Origin of the sequence: Gramella sp. MT6, from assembly GCF_019357415.1 — a bacterium.
In the GTDB taxonomy this organism is placed as follows: domain Bacteria; phylum Bacteroidota; class Bacteroidia; order Flavobacteriales; family Flavobacteriaceae; genus Christiangramia.
In genome coordinates this window covers 2,919,365-2,939,231 of the sequence record NZ_CP048410.1, presented here as the reverse complement: position 1 = coordinate 2,939,231, position 19,867 = coordinate 2,919,365, and the positions used below count along the sequence as shown (strand labels likewise).

At 37.6% G+C, this 19,867-nt stretch carries 15 protein-coding genes; 6 read left to right on the top strand and 9 right to left on the bottom strand.

What is annotated here, in order from left to right; all coding sequences use genetic code 11:
- Window positions 1-52: 52 nt before the first annotated feature.
- Window positions 53-4,426: a translocation/assembly module TamB domain-containing protein gene (locus G3I01_RS13180; protein ID WP_257710598.1), complete on the bottom strand. Its 4,374-nt coding sequence runs from the start codon at window positions 4,424-4,426 to the stop codon at window positions 53-55.
- Window positions 4,427-4,550: 124 nt separating this feature from the next.
- Between G3I01_RS13180 and tsaD the strand changes: the two genes are divergently transcribed.
- Genes tsaD through G3I01_RS13150 form a run of 6 tightly spaced genes read left to right on the top strand, consistent with a single transcriptional unit; the run spans window position 4,551 to window position 9,748 of the window.
- Window positions 4,551-5,573, top strand: a complete 1,023-nt coding sequence (gene tsaD / locus G3I01_RS13175) for a tRNA (adenosine(37)-N6)-threonylcarbamoyltransferase complex transferase subunit TsaD (RefSeq protein ID WP_219548626.1) — start codon at window positions 4,551-4,553, stop codon at window positions 5,571-5,573.
- Between the two features lies 1 nt (window position 5,574).
- A complete protein-coding gene (locus G3I01_RS13170; RefSeq protein ID WP_219548624.1) occupies window positions 5,575-6,288 on the top strand; it encodes a 16S rRNA (uracil(1498)-N(3))-methyltransferase in 714 nt (237 codons plus the stop codon).
- Window positions 6,289-6,939: a DUF4159 domain-containing protein gene (locus G3I01_RS13165; protein WP_219548622.1), complete on the top strand. Its 651-nt coding sequence runs from the start codon at window positions 6,289-6,291 to the stop codon at window positions 6,937-6,939.
- Window positions 6,936-7,460, top strand: a complete 525-nt coding sequence (locus G3I01_RS13160; RefSeq protein WP_219548620.1) for a TrmH family RNA methyltransferase — start codon at window positions 6,936-6,938, stop codon at window positions 7,458-7,460. Before G3I01_RS13165 ends, G3I01_RS13160 begins: the two co-directional genes overlap by 4 nt.
- Window positions 7,461-7,472: 12 nt before the next feature.
- A complete protein-coding gene (locus G3I01_RS13155) occupies window positions 7,473-8,561 on the top strand; it encodes an AI-2E family transporter (protein WP_219548618.1) in 1,089 nt (362 codons plus the stop codon).
- 5 nt (window positions 8,562-8,566) lie between these two features.
- Window positions 8,567-9,748 carry a class I SAM-dependent methyltransferase gene (locus tag G3I01_RS13150; protein WP_219548616.1) on the top strand — a complete coding sequence of 394 codons (1,182 nt, stop codon included), beginning with the start codon at window positions 8,567-8,569 and terminating at the stop codon, window positions 9,746-9,748.
- Between the two features lie 5 nt (window positions 9,749-9,753).
- Here G3I01_RS13150 and G3I01_RS13145 read toward each other — a convergent pair whose 3' ends face one another.
- From G3I01_RS13145 to G3I01_RS13110, 8 genes are all read right to left on the bottom strand, one after another.
- Window positions 9,754-10,758, bottom strand: a complete 1,005-nt coding sequence (locus G3I01_RS13145; protein ID WP_219548614.1) for a hypothetical protein — start codon at window positions 10,756-10,758, stop codon at window positions 9,754-9,756.
- A 172-nt stretch (window positions 10,759-10,930) separates the two neighbouring features.
- Entirely contained in the window at window positions 10,931-12,205 is a 1,275-nt protein-coding gene (locus G3I01_RS13140) for an AMP-binding protein (protein ID WP_219548612.1), read from the bottom strand.
- 1 nt (window position 12,206) lies between these two features.
- The gene (locus G3I01_RS13135; protein WP_219548610.1) at window positions 12,207-13,868 is read right to left on the bottom strand and encodes a C45 family autoproteolytic acyltransferase/hydolase; all 1,662 of its coding nucleotides are present in this window, start codon (window positions 13,866-13,868) and stop codon (window positions 12,207-12,209) included.
- Complete coding sequence (locus G3I01_RS13130) at window positions 13,868-16,858, bottom strand: MMPL family transporter (RefSeq protein WP_219548609.1); 2,991 nt, start codon at window positions 16,856-16,858, stop codon at window positions 13,868-13,870. Before G3I01_RS13130 ends, G3I01_RS13135 begins: the two co-directional genes overlap by 1 nt.
- Entirely contained in the window at window positions 16,858-18,063 is a 1,206-nt protein-coding gene (locus G3I01_RS13125) for a DUF2062 domain-containing protein (protein ID WP_219548607.1), read from the bottom strand. The genes G3I01_RS13130 and G3I01_RS13125 overlap by 1 nt, the downstream gene beginning before the upstream one ends.
- Before the next feature lie 62 nt (window positions 18,064-18,125).
- Window positions 18,126-18,491, bottom strand: coding sequence for a hydroxymyristoyl-ACP dehydratase (locus G3I01_RS13120; RefSeq protein ID WP_219548605.1), 366 nt, complete (start codon window positions 18,489-18,491; stop codon window positions 18,126-18,128).
- A gap of 28 nt (window positions 18,492-18,519) precedes the next feature.
- On the bottom strand, window positions 18,520-19,143 hold the full coding sequence (locus tag G3I01_RS13115) for an outer membrane lipoprotein carrier protein LolA (RefSeq protein ID WP_219548603.1): 624 nt from the start codon (window positions 19,141-19,143) through the stop codon (window positions 18,520-18,522).
- On the bottom strand, window positions 19,130-19,750 hold the full coding sequence (locus G3I01_RS13110; RefSeq protein WP_257710596.1) for a polysaccharide deacetylase family protein: 621 nt from the start codon (window positions 19,748-19,750) through the stop codon (window positions 19,130-19,132). Before G3I01_RS13110 ends, G3I01_RS13115 begins: the two co-directional genes overlap by 14 nt.
- Between the last annotated feature and the right edge of the window lie 117 nt (window positions 19,751-19,867).

Sequence of the window (19,867 nt, the reverse complement as noted above, 5' to 3'; positions counted from 1 at the left end):
TCAAAGTTAAAAGGATGATATAGAATCAGAATTAAATAATTATTAAAATTTATCAGTTTCCTTCTTCTGAAAAATTGATATAATCTGGTGCAAAAGATTTCGCCGCCTCTAATTTGGTATCATCTTCCTCTGTTTTATCTGCAATTTCGGTATTTGCTATTTTTCTGATAAGCTCTTTAAATGTATCGAAATCTACATTATAGGAAAGCCCTACTCCCTGCGTAAAACCAATTTCTTCACCAATAAATTGAATATTGTTTTCACGGTTGAAAACTTTTGCCCGGAGGGTCCCATCTTCATTCAATAAAAACTCTATTTCAAGATCGCCTATTATTACAGATTCGGTCACACCTCCAATTGGCACACCTACCTGCCCGTTAATAATAACCCGGTCTGAAATTTGGGTAGATAAAGTAAGCCCAAACCTGTCTACAGTTTGTTGATCTGGGGTACGATCACCCTGGACATAGTTAACACCAACCTGGAATTTACCATCATCATCGGCAAAAATATCGTTTACAATACTGGAAGCTCTTTCTGCAAGGGTTCCATAGATAGCCGCACCTCGTAGGCCAAATTCACTATAGAAAGTTCCCTGGGTCACCAGGAATAAAGCTTGTAATTCGGTTGTAGCCCGGTCATCTATTCTATATTGTAGTTCAGATTTTACGGTGGAACTTGCACTTGGAAAATCAATTTCGAAACCTATTTCCGGCTGTTCAATATCCCCTTGAAGATTAATGACCACCTCTACCGGTATCTTTCGATTAACCGATGGATTTTCCAGTAAAACCGCCGGGTTTGCATTGAGTGAATAAACCGCGCTTACATCTAATTGAGCATCTGTAGGGTCACCATCCCAATTTATACTTCCTCCAGACTCAACAGTAAATACTTTTTGAACCAGTCCTGCATATTTAAAATTATAAACTCCCTCATAAACAATGAAGTCACCCCACATATTAAATTTCCCGTTGGTATTAATTTCCAGCAAAAGGTTACCAGATCCACGCCCTCTAAGTGTACTTCCACTGGTCTTATCTACCACTACTTCAACTTCTGCATCATTGGTGATATCGAGATCAAAGATCAATTCAATACCTTTTACTTCAGGGATCTCAATATCTTCACCAGCAAGTCTCGCTGCTTTTTCTTCCGGACTTAGAAATCTAATAAATGAATTATCACCTACAGATTCAGTATCGCTCAATGGAATTTTGAAAACAGTACCTCTTTCCGTAGCAGCGGTTACATCTATCACCAATTCGTCTGTAGGTCCTTTTATAGTAGCCTCGCCATCGATAAAAGCAGTTCCATAATAAAGTGCATCTTCTTCAGCTTTGGTGTCCAGAACAAGCATTCTGTTAGAGTTTAGCGAAAGATCTAAGAACCATTCAGAGAAGTTCTTATGAGAAATAATACCATCCAAAGTTCCCCTGGTATTGTATTTAGTATCAACGATCTCAATATCATCAAAAACGAACTGCTGCTTAGTAAGATTCACCCTGGCTTCATCCTGTAAATCTATGTCCACGTTTAGATAGGGAATCCTGAGTCCGGCTTTATTAAGCCTTAAACTACCTGAAAAATCTGGATTCTTATAATTACCCGTTACGAATGCCCTTCCTGTAGCCAGACCACGGATATCGGTAAGTACATCTGCACCCAGTGGGGTAAAAATGGACAAATTCAATTTATTGAGATTGACTTCAAGATCTATAAGAGGCTCTGCCCCCGCAACATTTATATCCCCTATAGCTGAAAGTGATTCCATTCCTTCTTTCTTGAGAAGAGCATAAACGGAATAATTGGTGAGATCTTCATTTCCTTTCACATCAAGTCTCAGGTTACCCATAAAAGTTTCGTTTACCTGAAGTGAATCTATTTTTAGATCTGTGGTTGGGAAATAGGCGCCGCTTTCCTGAAGCAGGTCCAGGTCTCCATTCAGGGTACCAGCAAGGTCCAGACTATCAATTTCGGGGGTGATCTTTCCAATATCCACATTCACGAATTTCATCTTGAAATTCTTATATGTAGAATCTTTCATTTCGCCGGCTAACCTTATCTCCTCGTTCTTATGGCTCATCACCAGAGAATCGATCTGTAGATCCCTGAAACTATTGTCGAAAACGATCTTATTGCTCTTATTACTGTTCTCGTTAAGATACCAGACCTTATCCTTGAATTTAAAATCTGATCTTTGTATTCCAACAACGGACTTATTATCCTCATTGATCGTATGGAAAAGGTTCAGGTTGAAAACATCATTATTGTTCTTCCCTCCTTTAAATTCAGATCTTATAAATAAAGTATCCCTTTGGGTTACGTTAATAAAACTGAATTCAGAAAAATTATAAAGATCGGTCGCCACGCTATCGGCCTCAAAGAACGTATTATAAATAGGGTTGGTGTTATCTACCTGTAAATTAATATCCTCGATCATATTGTCGAAAACATCGATCCTGGGTGATTTAAAGGTGAGCCTAAACTCAGATTCATCAGACTCCACTCGTCCCCGAATATAGGTGTTTGGAGCTAATTCAATTTCAGGAAAAAACACTTCGACGATCTGGTTATAGATATCGAAATCGAATTCCATATACTGGTTCGTTGTAATGGTTTTCGGCTTGTAATTCGTGTAAATACTACCAATTGAATTTTCAACCAGGGACCCCACTTCACTTATTTTGAAGACCCCGGAGACTTCACCATTTATTACATCTGGAGAATTAATGGTAATGGTACGAACTTCCTCTTCAAAACTGGAAGTTATATTAAGATCATCAAAATAATAAAGATCATTCTGGTTTTTATAAGAAGTATTCAGAAGCAAAATATCTCCAAAAGCATTATCGATATTAGTCCCCTTCATATTCATGATCACATCACCCTTAAATACCGAAACACTATCCCGGCTTACGAAATTCAGGGTATTAAGGTCTGCATATTCTACCGATGCCTCGAAATCATATACATTAATATCTTCAGAAACGTCTATCAAACCATTGAATTCCATTTGAAGATTTGGATCATCTGATACGAAATACCCATTGAATAAAGGATTACGAAGATTTCCGATTAAACGAATATCCTTATAGGTATAATTGTTATAAGTGAACTTGGAAATTCCCCCTTTCAATTGCGTATTCAGATCTTCAGGATTAAAGCCACCACCATCAAAATCCAGGTTAAAACTTGTTTTACCTAATTGTTCGTTCTTAATGAGTCTTCCAAGGTTAATATCCCTGAAGATCAATTTTCCTTTATAGGTCGCCGTAGATGAATTATTAAAGTCGTTCAAGATAAAATCAGCATCTGCAGAACCGAGCTGGCTGGAAAGATAAACATCGGCATCCAAAGAAGAATTGGTCACGAAGGTGTGTCCTTTAAGGTTTACATTTCCAAATTCCCTTAAATTTTCTGGTAATTTACCTAACAATGGTCCGGGTAAAAAATTGACCATATCGTAGTAATTGGTGCTAAAATCTGAAAAGCTACCGTCCATGCTAAATTCCTCAGGATCTTTGGAGAAAGAACCTTTTATTTGGAAATCACCATAGATCTCGGTCCTGTCTAAACCTTGCAACTGAAAATCTTCCAGCTGAAAATCATTTAATGTCCCCGTTAAACTGGTTTTAAAATTAAGGATCTGGTCATTCCCGAAACCATCATAAAATGCTTTTAGATCGTTACTGGACAACACACTTTCTCTAAAACTGGCTTCAACCTGCACCAGGTTCTCAAAATCTGCAAAATCTGAAAGTTCATAATTAAAAAACAGATCGGCATTAATTAATGATCCTGGAGTTTGCAGTTGCATTTGCTCCAGGTGCATATTAGTTGGGTCATAATGAAATTGAGTGCTAAGATTATCAATTTCGATCCCCCTGTGCTCATAACCGCGAAGCATACCAATATCTATATCAATATTCTCATCGTCTATTTGCAGTTCATTGGCATAGATATTTAAACTATCAACAATGACCACATCCTGGGCATCGAGATTCTCATCTATATAGCTGTATTTACTATTGAGTACCTGAACATTTTTCGCATGCAATTCAAAATGCACGGAGTCACCGGTAGGTTCTTTTCTTAATTTTTCTATGAGGATCCCTAAATTGTCACGATCTTCATCCTTATATCGACGCATTTGAAGGTTAAGCCCCTCAATACGAGTATCTCCAAGATTAGGAGAATTGTTAATAAGATTTCCCAGGCTCAAGATCGAAGAACGTATCTCTTTTGCCGTTAGTAAGGTGTCTTCATGGTGATCCTCAACATATATCTCATTGAGTTTCACATTCCCGAAGTAAGTTAAGGAGACACGGCCAATAGAAAGGTTAACATCGTTCTTTTCTCTAAGAGAATCGGTAAGTCTTTTAGCTACAGAAGTTTGAACTGCAGGAATAGAAAATACTATCAATAAAATAATGAATAACAAAACGAGGGCAACCAGCGTTTTAGTTAGTATTTTCCAGAATTTTTTGATACGTTTTTATGTTTTAACTTTGCGTCTAATTTACAACTTCTATGTTCAATAATTTCTGATGCAAGACCAAAAAATCAACATTCTCGCCATTGAATCTTCTTGTGATGATACAGCCGCAGCTGTTCTTTGCAACGGAAAAATCCTATCTAATATTGTTGCAACTCAGGAAGTGCATCAGCAATATGGAGGAGTAGTTCCTGAACTCGCTTCACGTGCACATCAGCAAAATATCGTTCCGGTTATACACCAGGCGCTGGCGAAGGCAAATATCGATAAAAAAGATGTTTCTGCAATCGCCTTTACACGTGGACCCGGATTAATGGGGTCTTTGCTTGTAGGTACTTCATTTGCGAAATCACTTTCTATGGGTCTAAATATTCCGCTTATCGAAGTGAATCACATGCAGGCCCACATTCTCGCTCATTTTATTGAAGAACCTGATTTTCAAAAGCCTGAATTTCCCTTCCTCGCCATGACCATTAGCGGCGGACATACACAGATCGTAAAGGTTACCGATTATTTTGAAATGGAAGTCATTGGAGAAACCATAGACGATGCAGTAGGAGAAGCATTTGATAAAAGCGCCAAAATCCTTGGATTACCCTATCCTGGTGGTCCTTTGGTTGATAAATATGCCCAGGAAGGTAATCCTAAAGCCTTTAAATTTCCGAAACCTAAAGTAGATGGATTGAATTTTAGCTTTAGTGGATTTAAGACCTCTGTCCTTTACTTTGTACAGAGGGAGACTAAAAATGATCCGGCTTTTATTGAAAAAAACCTTAAAGATATTTGTGCTTCCATTCAATACACCATAATAGGAATACTATTGGATAAGTTGAAAAAAGCAGTTAAAGAGACTGGTATCAATCAGGTGGCCATTGGTGGAGGAGTTTCTGCTAATAGCGGAATAAGACAGGCTTTGAAAGATGCTGAGCAAAAATGGGGATGGAAATGTTACATACCTAAATTTGAATATACCACAGACAATGCCGCTATGATAGGTATTGCCGGTTACCATAAATTCCTGAAACAGGATTTTGCAGATTTTTCAATTACCGCGCAATCCAGATATAAATTTTAATATGCAGTTATTCTTCAACCCTGAAATTACTGAGAATGATTCCCAGGTCACATTTCCAAAAGATGAAAGCAGGCATATTGTAAAAGTGCTTCGGAAATCTGAAGGTGATATTCTAAATATCACCAATGGAAAGGGATTGATCTTTAAGGCGGAAATTATTATCGCTGATGTAAAACAATGCACGGTTAAGATAATTTCTGCTGAAAAGGAACCCCCACCACCCTACTATCTGCACATGATCGTTGCTCCTACCAAGATGAACGACAGGTATGAATGGTTTCTTGAAAAGGCCATGGAAATTGGAGTTCACGAGATCACACCTGTTATTTGCGATCACAGTGAACGAAAAGTAGTAAAACTCGATCGATATGAAAGAGTCCTTCTAAGCGCTATGAAACAATCCCTTCATGCTCGTTTTCCGAAATTGAATGAACCTGTAAGCTTTAAAGATTTCATGAATCAGGAATTACATGGTTCTAAATTGATCGCTCATTGCGAGGATGTGATGGAAAAACCATATCTTCAAAAGAAAGTTCATCCTTGGCAACCTGTAAATATTTTGATTGGTCCGGAAGGGGATTTTAGTAAGGAAGAAATTCATTTGGCACTGGGAAATGGCTGGGAGCAAATTAGCCTTGGCGACAGCAGGTTAAGAACAGAAACTGCCGCAATCGTTGCCTGTCATACGGTTGCTATGAAAAATCAGGAATTATAAATGCGAGGAATTCAGCTATTATTTTGTATTATTCTCCTAAGCCTTTCAAGCATCTTAAATGCTCAGGAAATTGCAGTCCTAAAATATAATGGTGGCGGAGATTGGTATTCTAATCCCACTGCGCTACCAAATCTTATAAAATTCTGCAATTCCAATATCAATACCAGTATCAACGAAAAGACGGAAACCGTTGAACCGGGCAGTACCGATATTTTTCAGTTCCCTTTTGTTCATATGACCGGCCACGGAAATGTGGTTTTCAGCGATGATGAGATCGAGAATCTTAGAAATTACCTTATTAGCGGAGGCTTTCTGCATATTGATGACAATTACGGAATGAATAAATATATTCGTACCGAGATCAAAAAATTATTCCCTGAAAAGGAATTAACGGAAGTCCCTACAGATCATGAAATTTTTTCATCGGCTTTCGATTTCCCAAATGGCTTACCCAAAATACATGAACACGACGCACTCCCACCACAGGCATTCGGCATTTTTGAAGACGACAGGTTAGTTCTTCTATTTACTTTTGAAAGTGATCTCGGCGATGGCTGGGAAAGCCCTGAAGTTCATAATGACCCTGAAGAAGTCCGATTAAAAGCCTTAAAAATGGGTGCAAATATTATCAAATACGCCTTCGAGAATTGATCGACCAACTTACTCATAAAGAAACTACGTTTCAAAAAAAGAAATTCCCCATTATTCTATTGCTGGACAATGTGATGGGAGAAGCTAACCTAGGAAGTGTTTTTAGATTAGCAGATGCTTTCGGGATCAATAAGATAATTTTCTGCCGCACTGCACCAAACCTAAAAAGCAACCGGCTTAGGCGCACAGCGAGAAATACCTATAATACCGTAAAACATGAATTTCATGAAGATCCTGTAGAAGTTCTGGAAGATCTACATACAAATGGATACACATCTACAGCGATAGAGATCACATCCTCAAGCAAACCAATGCAAATGTTCGAATTACAAAACCAGGAAAATTTCGTGTTAGTTGCTGGAAATGAAAGACATGGAATTTCCAGTGAAGTTTTATCACTTTGTAAACACTTTTATCATATAGAAATGTTTGGCGAAAATAGCAGTATGAATGTGGCACAGTCTGTTGGAATTGCGTTATACGAAATCACCAAAGCATTCAACAAGTTTGATAAGAAATAATATATTTACGCTGTGAAAGCACAAGAATTTGCAAACGGAATACTAAGAGCGACAGGTATCATGATTGGTATCGTTCTTCTGCTCTACTTTTTATGGGAAGTCCAGTCAGTGATCGTTTACGTTGCCGTTGCGGCTGTTATTGCGCTTATTGGAAGACCAATAGTAATTTTTCTAAGGAACAAACTCCGGCTACCCAACCAATTAGCTGTAATCACAGTTCTGGTATTGGTTCTTTCTGTATTTGTAGGTATTATTTTCGTTTTCGTTCCAATTGTGATCGAGCAAAGCAAATACCTTGGGCAAATTGATATTGAAGCCTTTAAGAGCGATCTTAACGATCTTAATACACAGATCAATAATTACCTTGGCGTTGAAGAGATAAATATAATTGAGGGACTTAAAAGAAGCGAATTCGTTAAAAATTTTGACGTAAGCCTCATCCCTCAGTTTCTGAACAATGTCTTCGGAATTCTAGGTGCCACATTAATTGCAGTATTTTCTATTCTTTTCATCTCTTTTTTCTTTCTAAAGGACAGTAAATTAATGCTGAACAGTATCCTTGTTTTCGCCAATCGCGGGGAAGAACAAAAATTCCAAAGGGTTTTTAATAAGATCAAGGTTTTGCTTTCCAGGTACTTCGTAGGTTTAACGTTGCAAATTACAGTTCTCTTTATTTTATATACCATTCTGCTCACTGTATTTGAGATCAACAATCCTATTGCTATCGCATTCATATGCGCATTCCTGAACCTGGTGCCATACCTGGGACCTCTTCTAGCTGGAATTCTAATGGGACTTTTTGTGATCTCCAGTTTCCTGGGGGCAGATTTCAGTGCGGTGATCCTTCCCAGACTTATTTATGTTATGTTAGGTTACGGAATATGCCAGTTAATAGACAATTTCATCTCTCAACCAATGATTTTTGGTGCCAGTGTGAAATCACATCCTCTTGAGATCTTCCTCATCATTTTGATCGCGGGATTAATGTTCGGTATTACTGGTATGGTTGTAGCAGTCCCATTTTATACGGCTCTAAAAGTGATCGCTAAAGAATCATTAAGCGAATACAAGATCGTAAAAAGATTAACCAGAGACCTTTAAAAGCCATGCTTAACCAGGCACTTTTAGATCCTGAAGTTTCAAAATTCATTCGGCAGAATCAGAAAAAAGACCTGCCAGCACTTATTCTAAAAGGTAGTCCGTTTGAGAACGTCAGCATTCAGGAATTAGCCATTCAGATCAAAGGTCTCAAGGTAGCATATAAGAAGTTTCCGGAACTTTATAACAATCCAGAGATCCTTTATCCTCCAAAACTTAATCTGGAGCAGACCTCTTCTGAAATTACAGCAAAATATAAAGCCTCCTTAATTAATGGTGATAAAGGAATTGATATCACCGGTGGCCTTGGAATAGACACTTATTACCTGTCTCAAAATTTTAACAATTTTAGTTATTGCGAATTAAATGAAGACCTGGCTGAAATTGCCAAACATAATTTCAAGGTCCTAAATGCTAATAATATAAAAGTACAGGTTGGTAATGGCCTTGATTTCCTTAGAAATTCTAAAGACAAATTCGACTGGATATATGCAGATCCTGCCAGACGGGATGACCATGGAGGGAAAGTATTCAAGTTCGAGGATTGTGAACCGAATATTCCGGAAAACATGGAATTATTATTTCATAAGGCTTCTAGCATCTTAATAAAAAGTTCGCCGATTCTGGATATCACTTCCGGTCTGACTGAATTAAAATACGTTAGGGAGATCCATATTATTGCGGTTAGAAATGAAGTAAAGGAATTACTCTGGCTTTTAGATAAGGATCAAAAAGGAAAACCGCTAATCAAAACGATCAATTTCGAAAAGGAGTCAATACAGCAGTTTTCAAATGAAAAAGATGACATTGATAAAATTGCAGAATATTCCTTACCCGAAACTTTCTTGTACGAGCCGAATTCGGCAATCATGAAAAGCGGTTTATTTGATGCATTGGCCATTCAAACCGGCACTAAAAAACTGCAGCATCATTCTCATTTATATACTTCAGAAAAATTAATAGACTTCCCAGGAAGAAAATTTAAAATAACAGAAATTAAAGGATTTAAGCCTGCTGAGTTAAAGCGTTACTTTAAGTCTAAAAAAGCGAATATCACTACTAGGAACTTTCCCGAAACTGTAGAAAATATCCGGAAGAAATTTAAAATTAAAGAAGGTGGGAATGATTTTATTTTCTTTACTACAAATATGAGAGACGAAAAAATAGTCATCTTCTGTAAAAAGGTCTAGGTCCTTTAAAATTCATTTACCTGATCCACTTCAAATTGCCTCATCGCCTCTCCTTCTTTCAGCTTGTAAGAGATCTGTCTCATTTTACCAGTCTGTTTATCATTCTCATAAATAGGAAATCGCCTTACTAAAGAGGTTTCCACCAGAGCAAATTCATCATGTCCTTGATATCCTTCAGCAAGTTCTGATCTATTCTCTAAAGAAGGGAATGAAATTAAACTCATAGATTTCTTATTATTAGTAGTAAAACCATAGACATTTCCTTTTTTGCTCTCGCCAGAAGCATGGGTAAAAACAACTACTTCTGGAGAACCGTCAGAATTCAGGTCTTCAACTTCTGCATTTTTTACGTTTCCTTCAATTTCAAAAGTCAATGGCTGATTTGGTTGCTCCAGGCCAAAGGCATAAACCGTTAACCTATTTTTACCATTATCATTTATTGAAGAGATATTGAAACCAACATCCTGAAGCGTCAAAACTTTACTAAACAGGGTTTTATCTATTTGCGTACTATCCAGTTCCTCATTAATCTTACGATAAGTACCGGCAACACTTGCGCCACCAGAACAGTAAAAAGCTAATACGCCTTCAAACTCAGGTTCTGCGGGCGAAATGGTCAGGTTTGAATCTTCGAACTTATAAAGTATAGTTTTACCGTCGAGTACAGAACTATAGGTATTTTCGTCAACTCTACTGGCTGTAGCATCAAAAGTACAGGTCGGTTTTTTTTTGTCTGCTCTTGATCTTACTTTTATATTTATCTGATCATTACCCGCATCAGTTACCGCAACAGAAACCCAATCATAACCTTCATCTTTCTGACTATAACCATCATCTACATAATTGCCTATTAACTGGTTTTCTAACTTAGACTCTGATGTTTCATTTTCTTGATCCTGGATCGTTTCAGGAAAATCTGAGGCCTCCTGTTTTGGCGATTTCTCTGCCTTATTTTTACAGCTACCAATGGTGATCATCAGCATCAGCAAAACAATAATTTTTTGTTTCATAGAATCTCATTTAGGATGATAGAGCAAGTGCTCCTAAAAACCTGGAGTTATTTGATAAAAAATAAAATCAACAAACAAACACCTACTTTTAAATAATCAACTGAAAGGCAATTGATTAGCACCTAAAAATAAAGAAATAAATTAATACTAAAATCAGGTAAGTTTTGATTTCTTATCTAAAATCCCTGAAGATCTGAGGTTTCCTACTCGTCCTGGGAAATTTCATTTTGTTTAGTTCTACCAGTGGAGAAACTTTTATTTCTGGTGCAACATTTAGTTGTGACCTGAAATAATCTTTTAATTCCTCAAATTCCATAAAGGAATCCGGGACTATTATTACTAGTTTATCGTTATTAAGATCATCAAGGTAAGCTTCGATCAGGAAGTTTTCAATTTTCCCATATGCGTTAAGTACCTCAATGATATGTTGAGGATACAGGCTTGTGCCTTTAAATTTGATCTTTTGCTGCTTTCTACCCAGAACCGGACCCAGCCTGATAGAATTCCTACCACAACTGCAGGCATCATCCCAGTAAGTTAGCATATCACCCGTAGCAAACCTTAACAAAGGCATGGTCTGAGTTCCCAGGGGGGTTACTACTAATTCTCCGATCTCACCTGGTCTAACCTGCTGTCCATTTTCATCCAGAATTTCAGTATATATAAGATCTGAAGCTACATGATTCCCTGTATGTGCCGGGCATTCAGTAAAAGCGGTAGACATTTCTGTTGACGCATAGGTGGAGAAAAGTTCGATATTCCACAAGTCAGTTATCTTTTTTCCTAGTGCATTTAATTGGAATTCCTGGTCTCGCAAAGGTTCTCCAATACAGATAGCAGCTTTTACTGATGAATTCCTGTAATCGATATTATTTTCTTCGGCGAATTGAATCATTTTCACTAAAAATGAAGGAACAGCAACCAGGTAATCTGGTTTAAATTTCTCTATACTCTCCCATTGCAATAGAGGTAATCCGCTCCCAGTCCTGATGATGCCTGCTCCTAGTTTTCTTAAACCAAGAAAGTAAGCAAGACCGGCCATAAACCTTCTATCCAGGGTTGTAGTGATCTGAACCTTATCTTCTTTTTTGATCCCGACCTGTTCAAAAGACCTGAATTCATTTTCAGCGAGGCGGTCAAGATCGGCATTATTAAGTGCGAAATTAACCGGGCTTCCAAGCGTTCCAGAGGTGGTGACATAATCTATAATATCGGCTTCCGGAACCGCAATAAATTCTGAATTTTTCTTTTGCAGATCTTCTTTTGTTGTAATGGGTAAATTGTGCAGATCTTCAAAAGTCTGAAAGCCTTGAGGATCTATGGAATTCTCTTTGAAAAGTTTTTTATAGAATGGAGAGTTCTTCGAAATATATTCTATTTGGCGCTTGAGAAAGCTCCATTGTTCTGCTTTGATATTCTCGATTTTTTCAAAAGATAGATCGCTCATACTATAGTTTTCGATAGCTTTTTCTGATCATTTTTTCAACCATTTCTGCATCTGGAAGAGTTGTTACTTCCCTCTTTTTGGCCTGTTTGAAATGAATAACCGCCTGCTTATAATTTTCTTTCTGATAATAGACCTGCCCCGCTAAATACCATGCTTCCCAGAAATTCGGATTCAGTCTTACAAGTCTTTCTGCATCCCTCAATGAAACTGGTTTATTTTCAGCTAGATCCTGCTTTACCTGAATTTCCAGTTTTCGGAATTCTTCATAATCGCGGAAGGCTTCAGTATGCATAAAATTACTTTCAGGAATATTATTTTCAATATCTGCCACCGAACCGTTGACCAATCCATTCTCAAATTTTGAAAAAACTTCATCGAGATCATAAGCGACGAATTCACCCATCTGGTACGGATTAGAAGAAACCCAGACCTTTCTCTCTTCAGGTTTAAAAACAATCCCGTGATGAGCCAATAATTGGTTGATAGCTTTTTCATTGCCGTAACCAATCTCCTTATCATCGAGCCCATTTATATTTCTTAAAACTGCAACCGCTTTTTCAGGATCAATTTTATCGGTTTCAGAAATGAGTTCCTGCATTCGGTCATACCTGTATTTAGAATGACTTTCTTCAATGGTTTTTAGGTTCCTGTTATCATCCAGATAGGGCTCACTTTGAAAGTGATTGCTGCAAATTAGTTTATCTGAATTTTCAACCTCGTAAACTCCAAAATTGCCGGGAGAAACCTCTATTAAGATCGCTTTACGCTCATCTCCACTGCCCACCATAATAGACTCAGACACGAAGACCTCTCTTTTCCTTGCGATCTCAATCGCCTCAGAAGTATTTGAAGCGTATTGCAAAATTTCTCGTGCTAAAAGACTAATCGGAGTTTTAGCAACCAAAGGCATTTTAGATTTTCCGGCATTTATAGTAACGGAAATTCCTTTTTCATTCATTCCGCTCACCGCACCAATAAATCCTCCCCAGGTATACATCATAAATTTATGGCCTGAATCTGGATTTATAAATGCAGCAATTTTTTGATCACCAAATTCATCCCCTGCATAAAAGTCAAAATTTCGGCCAAGTATTAATTGTCCGTCTTCAGTTTTAGAATCCCATGCGGCAAAAGAAGTACAGCCAACCAGCATCAAGTCCTGTAAAGCATGCCCGATATCGTGAGCTCCATGAAAATAAAGCATTCTAACGTAACCTGGCGCGAAATCATCATAACGCTTCAAACCGTATCGGGAAACGCCGTAGATCTCCTGTTGGTACTCCTCAGGGACGTGTAAATACATTTTTCTATTGAACCAAGAGACCACACTCTTTAAAAAACCACGGTAACTTTCTGAAGGCACCATTTCCTGGAGCTTGTTCATAAATGCTATTTCCTGGTGATGTATAAGCTCTCTGGTGAGATTGCCGTTCGCAACTCCCCTTTCCAGGGCATCCCCTTCCAGGTAAAGTTCCCATATCCCCTGTTTATTTTGGTAAAGCTGATTTTCACCAAGACTGTAGAAACTATCGCTGTGTTTGATTCTTGTAGTATCTATTTTTTCAATACCGGAAACATCGGGCCTTTGCTGCATAGATTTTTTAACTCCACAAGCAGTAAGATTTATAAAAACCAGTAATATCAGCAATATTCTCGATTTCATTATTCCGCTTTTCTTAAGACCAGAATATTATTCTGGCGATAAATGATCTCGAAATTCAGGTCTAGTAACCATCGATTTGGAAACTCGGAATCAACAAAAATGACCTTTTCAGCATTTTTTCCAATAATTTCCTTTAATTCCTTTTCAGATTCAAAATTACCGTACACAACATATACCCTTGTATCTGGCAATTCATTGAGTTCTTTATAGAAAGAAATATCGGCAGATTTCGACCTGGCCGTGCTTCGGGAGATCTGGAAAGATTCATTATCAGTTTCGAGGGCGTGTATACTCGATTCTTCAAATTTATAAGAAAGAAACAATGGTATAATTCCGTAACCAGAATTTATCACCGAGATACTCTCTCCATTCTCTATATAATTACTAATTCGTAGATTCTTTTCCCTTATCGTTCTGAATCTTTTTCGCACTTGTGAATACACAGATCTATACCTGTAGTTATCCAGAACAGCACGTTTTCGATATAATTTTTCACTTTCGGTTCCAGTGATACTACCTTTAAAATCTCCCAACTGTCTTAAATAAAATGGTGATTTTCCACTTTCAGCTCTGTTCAAGATCAATTTTCTAAAAATAGCTCTTTGCAGAACAAAACTTACGGAAACCGCTGTAATCACTCCAATTATCGATACAATGGAAACCGATTTCAAAGCGGGATGCTGCGCGAAAATGAGCGCTCCCATTCCCAGTAATGTTGTTATCACCGAAATAAGTATGGAAGTCTGGTAGGTCTTCAATTCATTTTTTCCCGTCTCATATTCATTAAGACTTGCATTAGTAATGAAAATGCTGTAATCCAGTCCTAAACCAAATATAAAGGTGGAAATAATGATATTTAAAATATTGAATTCAATGTCCAGTAACGCCATGATCCCCAGGGCGCAAATCCAGGTAACTGCAATTGGCAATAAGGTAAAAAGGCTAATTTCAAGATTTCGGTATGAAATTAACAGCACCAGAAATACCGCCAGCACCGATATCAAAATAAGCTTATTAAAGTCGTCCTTAAGGTTTCCAAGAAAATTCTGGTTCATTGCCTTGCGGTCTAAAGCAAAAACCCCCTGTTCATCTTTATAATAAGACACAAACTGGTCTGCATTCTCTTCTGGCAGGCTCACCGTACTTGTTACTGTGGCGATGTCTTCTCCTTCTGATATAAAATCATCCAGATATAAAGATCCTGCTCTCTTATAATCGTTTAAACCGATCGTTTCAAAATCTTTATCAAGCTGATCATAGAACCTTTTGAAGGTCTGGGGCCTGAAACCATATCCTGAAGAAGTATTTAAAAGATCTCTTTTTAAACTATCCTTTTTAGATGGCGTCCAGAAAGAATCCCAGTTCTCTATCCTTGCGGCTTGGGTCGTGGTAGATGAGATCACTCCGCCTATACTGCTGAAATTCTGAATAAAACCTTCGCTCTCAAATTCCCGAAGCTGCTGATATAACTTATTATTTTGTTGAAGCGCTTCATCAACAGTATTCCCATAGGTAACCATGTAAACGCTCTTACCTGATCTTCCGGCAAGGCCTTCAACCTTTTCTTCCAGTTCCCTGATCTTCTCCGGCTGATAATTCAATTTTGAAAGATCGCTATTGAATTCTACTTTGTTGAAAAAGAATAATGAAATGACAAAGACCGCCATTACACCGATCACTAAAGGTTTTACTCTTGAATAATCTATGGCCGCGATCCTGTCCAGGAAGGTCGTTTTTTCAACATCTGTTGAACCCGGATCATAAAATAGCGGAATCAGGATCAAAGCAAAAACAGAAGAAAGCAACACGCTAACAGCCGCGAAAACACCAAGATCATTAAGCGCTTCACTTCTTACAAAGATTAGACAAAGAAAAGCTATTGCCGTAGTAACACTGCTCATAAGAACAGGTTTAGTAATATCCAGATACAGATTTTCTGTATCCCGGTTATTTCTAAAATGCGTTAAAATATGTAAAGCATAATCGAGGGTTACGCCTATTAATATCGCTCCTATTCCAAGTGAGATAGCAGAAACACTTCCTTTAAAAATACTAAGGACCGCAATAGCTGTGACGCCGGCGAGCAGACTTGGTAAAAACAACAAGAGTGGAACATATATCTTCCTGTAGAAAAATATAAGCAGGATCAACAGCAGGCTAACTGCGATCCCCATGGTTAGCTGAATATCTTTTCTTATACGGTTCGCATTTGCCAAAGAATAAAGCACACCGCCGAAGTAACTGGCTTCCACAGAGGGATAAATCTCATTCAGATTTACAACAGTCGACTCTAACGAATTGATAAATTTTTCATTCCTGTTGGTTTCCGAAGCCGGAAAAGCAGGATCTAAAAACAGGATTATATGTTGCCTGTCTTTTGTAATTAGGTAATTCTTATAAATACTAAAATTATCTCCAACCTGTAATTCCTGTAGTTTTTCCAGCCCCAGATTTGTAAAATTCAAGGGATCACTTAAGAAGTAATCTTTGGTTACGAAACCGGTGGGAGACATAAGCTGTCTATATCCTGATGCTAACCGATCTTTAATACTATCCTGATACAACCTGGTCTCAATTACCTTATAATCCTGTTCATTCAGAAAAATGGGTAGATTTTCATGAACAAAATTATATATCTCCTTCAGGTCCTTTTCGGGAACTTTACCCTTGATCTCCAGAATATAATCTGAATAATCTTTTTCTAATATGCGAGTAAATTCATTAGCATAAATAACCAGTGAATCCGGGCTAACATTTTCTGATTCTGCCGAAATACTTACGATCAGTTTATCTGAAAAATCTGCTTCTTTCAATATCTTTTTTAGCAATACCTGCCTGTCCCCTCCAGGAATGAGCTTGGTTATATCTTCCTCCAGGTCGATATTCCATGCAAAAAATGAAATGATAAGGGTGTACAAAAACAGTATTGAAAAACCAATGATCTTGTGGTTCTTCAAATATTTGTGAATATTGTAGAAAGCTTTGTGCATTAAGGTTTCACCACCTGCTTTTGGTTAAAGACCGAAAATAAAAAATAAAATACAATCCACAGGCTTATCGCCATGACAATTGCAAGGGCAAAACTACCCATTATATATTGCCATAAGCCAAGGAAAACATCGGCGCCAGTATCGAATTTTTGAAGTTTAAGTTCCCAGTCAAAACCTTTCCCGGTAATTAAAGATCCAGCCTGGTAACTTGCGTAAACAATAAATGGAATTAAAGGCGGTATACTAATATTCGAGAATAAGAAGGCTATAACCTTATTTAATTTGAAAACAGCCGCCAGAGTAAAGACCAGTAAAGTATGGATTCCCCAAAACGGTGATATTCCAACGAAAATGCCTAAAGCGATCGCAGCAGCCTTTTTGTGCGGCGGTTCCTGACTTTTGATAATGTCTTCTTTCCAGAACCTCTTGAAACCTTTATTCTTAAAATCCTGGTATTTATTTCGAGGGTGAATATAGAAGAAACTCACCAGTACAAACCACATATAAAGAAGAACGATCCTTACAATATCCCAGAAAGGCCTGAAATGAGTAACCCTTTCCCCTTCTTGATATAATACCTTGATAGGGATGTTCTTTACTTCTGCCTTTTTCCATGCAGCTTTAACCAGTACCTCGATCTCTAATTCGAATTTCCAAGTAATAAGTTTTAGGGAGTTAAAAAGCTTTATGGGATATAATCTATATCCGCTTTGAGTGTCATGAAGCTCTATACCAGTAACCACAAGAAACCAGAAGTTTGAAAACCTGTTTCCTTTACTACTCTTTCCCGGTATTCCATCCCGCCCCATATTTCGGTCACCAACAAGTAAAAGTTCGGGATCTTCTGCTTGTCTGGATTCAAGTTCGGTTAAAAAAACATCCAGGTCATCAGGATAATGCTGGCCATCAGAATCTATGGTAATCGCGTAATCATAACCCAACTCTTCAGCAAACATAAACCCGGTCTTCAGGGCCATGCCTTTGCCTTTATTTTCTAGATGCTTCCTTTGATGAAAATCTGGGTGCTTTTCCAGGATCTGGGAAGTACCATCTGTAGATCCGTCATTTATGATTATGATCCTGTTTGTATAAAGCTTTAGATCAGTTAAAAAATGCTCAAGTGAATGGGCATTATTGTAGGTAGGGACAATAACGCAACAATTAAGATCTTCAAATCTGCTTTGAAAAACAGGCTCTTTTTTCACTCTGAAATCATTTACTGCAAAAGTATTATTTATTCAGAGAGCAACATAACCGAAATGAAGTTTTAGATCGTTTTATATAAGGAGTTAATTTTTAACACAATACCGCTCTTATTCTTAGCTAAGCCTTTAAGTTTGATGAATTCACCGGTTTCAGTGAGTTGAGAATCGAGTATAAGTTCATCATCCTGAGTAGGATCAAAAACAGCAGTGAATTTCACGTTATCGGCACGCACTAACTGCAGGTTCTTATCAAATATCCGCTCGGCTTCTTCTTTAAAAAGTTGCATTAGAACAACTCCCGGAGTCACCGGCCTTCCAGGAAAATGACCTTTATAGATCTCATGGTCCTTATTAACTCTCAGGGTAGTGACCGCAGCGTCTCCTGCGACAGATGTATTGGATACTTTATAAAATCCTTCTAAAATCATAGTTAGTTTTTCGTGAAGGCAAGATACTTTAGTTTTGAAAAACTGAAGGAGGAATAGGCTGATTAATTTTTATATTCTTCATGGAAATTTCGGTATAATCTCCAGAAGGGTCAATAAGTCTCACAGATCTAATTAGATGCTCTGCATTGAAATTGATCCATATCTCTTTGAACATTCCGCGAAGATTTTGATCTTTAGGAATAATAAGTGCCTTTACGTTGGGACCGGCATGGTGATAGGTAATATCAAAATCCTTATCGGCCATAAGAATCTTACCATTTACGCTTCCGGCTACCAATTCACCCATCTTATCAAACAGTTTATTAGAACTAAGATCAACTTCAGATAAATGGCCTTCTTCTACGATATAAAGTTTTGAGTCCTTAAACAGTAACTGGTAATCGTAAGGCTTGATATATTCCCATTTTAAGGTATTTGGAGACCTGTAATAGACCTTGCCCTGACTTTCAGGATTTCCATCCATCATTTTCATATGCTTAACCTGTGAGAATTCTGCAGAAAAACTGTTTATATCGTTAGATCTTTCAATCACACTGGCTTTAAACGCCTGCTTTTCTGAATTGCTTAAGGTGCCATTTTGGGATAGCATGCTCAGGCTAAAAAGGAAAATGAAAAGTTTAATTATACGCATGAATATTAAATAATTTATCAGGTCTTACGGTTCTTAATTTACGTTGTTTTAGAATAACCAATAATTGTTCCAATATGACTGACGTTTTAGGCATATTATCATGTAAAAGTATAAGATCACCTTTATTCAGATCTTTAGTGATCCTTTGGATGATCTTTTCAGGAGATTTTGTGATCGCGTCGTAGGGCCTAATATTCCAACCTATTACTTTATGTCCCGTCTTTTCGAGGGCTCTTTTAGTTTTCGGGTTTATGATACCAAATGGCGGCCTGAAAAGGTTAAGATCTACTCCGCCGATCTGCTTAGCGATCGTATCGCATTGCTCGATTTCTTGCTGAATAGTTTTACTGCTAAGAAACCCCATTTTCCTTGTATGCGAGAAAGTATGATTTCCCACGATATGACCCCGATCTATGATCTCTTTAAAGATTTCAGGATGTTTCTCAATATTTCTTCCAATACAAAAGAAGGCAGCTTTAGCATTATACCTATCCAGAATTTCAAGGATTTCCAGGGTGCTTTCTGCAGGGCCATCATCAAAACTTAACGCAACCGCATTCTCATTAAAATTTGGATTTTTGTGATAAGCTTCGACAAAAAAATTCAACTGTACATTGGTTGACAGTACCAGAATTATTATGATATACACAAGCAAGATGACAATAACCGGCCATAGCGGCCAACCATTAAGGTAATAAAAAGCAACTGAAGTAATTACAGCAAT

Bases quoted from the DNA above. Each gene is read 5' to 3' on its own strand.
- G3I01_RS13135 (WP_219548610.1), bottom strand. From the start codon at position 13,868: ATGAAATCGAGAATATTGCTGATATTACTGGTTTTTATAAATCTTACT.
- G3I01_RS13170 (WP_219548624.1), top strand. From the start codon at position 5,575: ATGCAGTTATTCTTCAACCCTGAAATTACTGAGAATGATTCCCAGGTC.
- G3I01_RS13165 (WP_219548622.1), top strand. From the start codon at position 6,289: ATGCGAGGAATTCAGCTATTATTTTGTATTATTCTCCTAAGCCTTTCA.
- G3I01_RS13150 (WP_219548616.1), top strand. From the start codon at position 8,567: ATGCTTAACCAGGCACTTTTAGATCCTGAAGTTTCAAAATTCATTCGG.
- G3I01_RS13115 (WP_219548603.1), bottom strand. From the start codon at position 19,143: ATGCGTATAATTAAACTTTTCATTTTCCTTTTTAGCCTGAGCATGCTA.
- G3I01_RS13130 (WP_219548609.1), bottom strand. From the start codon at position 16,858: ATGCACAAAGCTTTCTACAATATTCACAAATATTTGAAGAACCACAAG.
- G3I01_RS13140 (WP_219548612.1), bottom strand. From the start codon at position 12,205: ATGAGCGATCTATCTTTTGAAAAAATCGAGAATATCAAAGCAGAACAA.
- G3I01_RS13145 (WP_219548614.1), bottom strand. From the start codon at position 10,758: ATGAAACAAAAAATTATTGTTTTGCTGATGCTGATGATCACCATTGGT.
- G3I01_RS13120 (WP_219548605.1), bottom strand. From the start codon at position 18,491: ATGATTTTAGAAGGATTTTATAAAGTATCCAATACATCTGTCGCAGGA.
- tsaD (WP_219548626.1), top strand. From the start codon at position 4,551: ATGCAAGACCAAAAAATCAACATTCTCGCCATTGAATCTTCTTGTGAT.